Origin of the sequence: Streptomyces sp. UNOC14_S4 (genome assembly GCF_020740835.1) — a bacterium.
Lineage (GTDB): Bacteria > Actinomycetota > Actinomycetes > Streptomycetales > Streptomycetaceae > Streptomyces.
In genome coordinates this window covers 1-4,096 of the sequence record NZ_JAINFC010000607.1, presented here as the reverse complement: position 1 = coordinate 4,096, position 4,096 = coordinate 1, and the positions used below count along the sequence as shown (strand labels likewise).

The window sequence follows — 4,096 nt, the reverse complement described above, 5'->3', positions numbered from 1 at the left end:
CCGGAGCGACCCACCGGCCTGGAGGCGCGCGCGGCGCCCGGCCCGTACGACGCCAGCCCGTTCGCCCGGGAGCGCCACGTCTGGCTGGGGCTGCACGCGGCGGCGACCCGGAGCGTGGACCAGGGCTCGATGATCGTCTTCAGTTGAGATGTACCCCCACAACAGTCAGCGCCGCAACGGTCAGCGCGGGGACTCGGGCGGCCGCTGCCGCGGCATGTTGGGCCGCGTCCCCGGCGGCAGCGGGAAGCGCGGCAGCGGGCCGTTGCCCTCGCCGCGCGGCCCCCACGACACCAGCGACTGCGTCATCAGCGGCGTCGGGCCCGCCCTGAACTCCACCATCCAGTCGGCCGTTTCCGCCCGTACGAGCTCCGACACGTCCTCCGAGAAGCGCCGCAGGACGGTCAGGCAGCGCTCGGCCGCCTCGCTCGCCGTGCCCTCCGTCGGCCCGAGCACCTCGCGCACGCACTCCGACGCCCAGTCGAACTGGAGCGCCTCCAGGCGCCGCTGCACCGCCTGCGCCGTGGCCACCGCCCGCATCCAGCCCGACGTCAGCCCGAAGTAGCGGTCGCAGGCCACGCAGGCGACAGCTCCGAGCAGGCCCAGGAAGCCCCATGTGGCGCCGGAGTGGAGCACGTTCGTCAGCTGGAGCAGCGGCAGGGCCGCGCCCCCCGTGGCGCAGACCGCGCTGCTGATACGCAGCGACCGCGCCCAGCGACGTTTCCAGGCGCGGTCGGCGAGATACCAGTCGACGAGGTACAGCGCGCCGTTCTCCACCCATCGGTACAGCTCATCGAGACGCTCCGCGGGCTCCCCCCAGTCACCGAGTGGGAAGGCACGGCCACGCAAGTCGCCGCGCTGCCTCCCACTCTGCTCGCGGGGGAGCCCTTCGGGCTGCATCTCCGGCTGGCTCACCCGTGCACTCCCTCTGCCGCTACGGATCGCGAGCGTCCTTCCTACCGCCGAACGGTCGGTCTTGGACACAAGATCCTTGGTTTTCCGTCCGTAAGCGCTGCGGAATCCGGTATAGGACCATGCCTCACTCACCCGAAAGAGTGGGTGTACGGAACGGTGGCGCCGTCCCCCACCCGTGCGGGGCCGGTGCAGTGACGTTTCCGTACCCGTCGGACGGTCCCTGGAAATCGATCAGTCGACGAGGCAATAGGGTGACCGGTGTGAAGGTCCTCGTCATCGGCGGCGGCGCCCGCGAACATGCCCTGTGCCGCTCTCTGTCCCTCGACCCCGACGTCACCGCGCTGCACTGCGCCCCCGGCAACGCAGGCATCGCCGAGGTGGCGGAGCTGCACCAGGTGGACGCCCTCGACGGCGGGGCCGTCGCCGGCCTCGCCGTGTCCCTGGGCGCGGACCTCGTGGTCGTCGGCCCCGAGGCCCCGCTGGTCGCGGGCGTCTCCGACGCCGTCCGCGAGCGCGGCATCCCCGTCTTCGGCCCCTCGGCGGAGGCGGCGCGGCTGGAGGGCTCCAAGGCGTTCGCGAAGGACGTCATGGCCTGCGCCAACGTGCCCACCGCCCGTGCCTACGTCTGCACCACCCCGGCCGAGATCGACGCGGCCCTCGACTCCTTCGGCGCGCCGTACGTCGTCAAGGACGACGGGCTCGCGGCGGGCAAGGGCGTCGTCGTCACCGCCGACCTCGCCACCGCCCGCGAGCACGCGCTCGCCTGCGGCCGCGTGGTGATCGAGGAGTTCCTCGACGGTCCCGAGGTCTCCCTCTTCGCCGTCACCGACGGCGAGACCGTCGTCCCGCTCCAGCCCGCCCAGGACTTCAAGCGCGCCCTCGACGGCGACGAGGGCCCGAACACGGGCGGCATGGGCGCCTACTCCCCGCTCCCCTGGGCCGAGCCCTCCCTGGTGGACGAGGTCCTCCGGACCGTCCTCCAGCCGACGGTGGACGAGCTCCGCCGCCGCGGCACGCCCTTCTCCGGCCTGCTCTACGCGGGGCTCGCGATCACCTCGCGCGGCGTGCGCGTGATCGAGTTCAACGCGCGCTTCGGCGACCCCGAGACGCAGGTCGTCCTAGCCCGCCTCAAGACGCCGCTGGCGGGGCTGCTGCTCGCCGCCGCGACGGGGCGGCTGGCGGAGCTCCCGCCGCTGCGCTGGAGCGACGAGGCGGCGGTGACGGTGGTTGTGGCTTCGCACAACTACCCCGGAACGCCGCGGACGGGCGACGTCATCGACGGCCTGGCCGACGTGGCCGCCGCCGGCCCCGCCTACGTCCTCCACGCGGGCACGGCCTTCAACGAGGCGGGCGAGGTCGTGAGCGCGGGCGGCCGCGTCCTGTCGGTGACGGCGACGGGCTCCTCCCTGTCCGAGGCGCGCGAACGCGCCTACGAGGGCGTGAGCCGCGTCCGCCTGGCGGGCTCCCACCACCGCACGGACATCGCGGCGAAGGCCGCCACGCTCTGACCGCAAGGGGCGCCCACGAGCTCGGCCCGCAGCGCCTTGCAGGGGGCGCCCCGTCAGGGGCGCGGGGAACTGCGCGACCAGCCACGACGCAACCCGCAGCCGCACGCCAAGCGCAAGAGGCACCCCACTAGGCGAAGCGGGGGTCCGGGGGCGCAGCCCCTGGGGCAGGGGCCCCCGCTTCCGGGTGGCCCAGATGGCACAAGCCGCACGGCAAGCGCAGCGCCCTTCCCCAAAGCCATTCCATCGGGTGACCGATTGCCCAATGGGCTGACGCACGCCGCACCCCCAACTAGGGTGCGGCGCAAGCCAAGTGCATCCGGCAACTGGCCCACCGGCATTGCGATGTCAGAGCCCGGTGCCACAGTGGGGGGAGGCGGCGCACTCCGCACCGCACCGCTGTCGCACTCCTCGGCAGAGCCCAAACTGGCAACAGGGGGTGATCGGTCTCGTGGCAGTTCCGGAAGCAGGCGTGCTGGTGGCACGCGCCAAAGCCCTCGCGGTGCTGCGCATCCGTAGTGCCGCCGTGGCCGTCGCCCTGCTGCCCGCGGCGGTCGCCGTCGTGCTGCTGGCGGGTGTCGCCATGGGCCGTCTCCCGGACGGCGGCGGCTGGTCCACGGCCCGCTGGGCGCTCGTCGGCGTGGCCGTCCTGGCCCTGCTGCTGGCGGCGGCCGTCGCCGCCGTGGTCGTCCGGGCCAGGCCCGCGCTGAGCCCCACCGTCCCGATCCCGGAGGAGACGGCTCCCGATCTCTACCGGCTGGTGCGCGAGCTCGCCGAGCGGCTGGACGTCCCCGCGCCCTCGGCCATGGCCCTGACGCCGGACTGCGACAGCTGGCTGGAGGACCGCACCCACCCGGCGCTCGGCGGCCCACAGGGCTGCGCTTCAAGGGGCGCCCGGCAGCTTCTCGCGCGCCCCCTGCGGCGTACGGGGGCCGCACCGGTGCTGGTGATCGGCTCGCCGTTCCTGTGGTGGATGCGCGTCCCCGAGCTGCGCGCCCTGCTGGCCCCGGTCGTCGCGGGCACGGGCCCTTCGGCGCACCCCGACATAGCCGCCGCCCGCCGTTTCGTCCGGGGCCTGGACGCCGCCGTGGCCGTCGCCGCGGGGCGCCCGGCCCTCGCGTTCGTCGGGGCCGTCGCCCGGCTGCTGCTGCACTCCTGCCGCGAGCACGCCGCCGAGATGGAGCGCGGGGTCGCGGCCGCCGCCTCCGAGCGCGCCCAGGCCGTCGACTACGGCCTGCGGATCGTCGCCCAGGAGCAGGTGGGGCTCGCCTACGCGGGCTGGGACCGCCTGCTGAACCGTGTCGCCCTGCCCGCCTGGCGCATGGGCCGCTGGCCCTCCCGGCTCGACGCGGGCGTCGTCTCCGCGCTCACCGAGCTCTCCCGCCGCGACCGCCTCGCCGAGGGCTTCACCTCCCGGCTGGGCGAGCGCCCCGCGTGCGACCTGCTGGAGGAGCCCGGCGCCATGGACGAGGCCGCCTCCCTGCTGGCCGCCCGGCTCTTCCACGGCGGCCCCACCGTGTCCGGGCCCGAGTGGTCCCCGGTCGCCTGGAGCCAGTACCCGGAGGAGGTCGTCGACCGCAAGTGGCGGCTGGAGGCGGCCCGTCTGCACCGCGTCCTGGACGACATCCCCGGCCCGTACGCGCAGGGCGTCCCCGGGGCCGTGCCGGACGGTGTCCCGG

At 74.8% G+C, this 4,096-nt stretch carries 3 protein-coding genes; 2 read left to right on the top strand and 1 reads right to left on the bottom strand.

The features are described 5' to 3' along the window. Window positions 1-180: 180 nt before the first annotated feature. Complete coding sequence (locus K6I34_RS32970) at window positions 181-912, bottom strand: SLATT domain-containing protein (RefSeq protein WP_229331715.1); 732 nt, start codon at window positions 910-912, stop codon at window positions 181-183. A 260-nt stretch (window positions 913-1,172) separates the two neighbouring features. Here K6I34_RS32970 and purD point away from each other — a divergent pair, with 260 nt between their 5' ends. Together purD and K6I34_RS32960 are read left to right on the top strand one after the other, a co-directional pair. Next, window positions 1,173-2,420 carry a phosphoribosylamine--glycine ligase gene (gene purD / locus K6I34_RS32965; RefSeq protein ID WP_229331716.1) on the top strand — a complete coding sequence of 416 codons (1,248 nt, stop codon included), beginning with the start codon at window positions 1,173-1,175 and terminating at the stop codon, window positions 2,418-2,420. 439 nt (window positions 2,421-2,859) lie between these two features. Then, a partial coding sequence (locus K6I34_RS32960; protein ID WP_229331714.1) for a hypothetical protein occupies window positions 2,860-4,096 on the top strand: 1,237 nt, incomplete at its 3' end.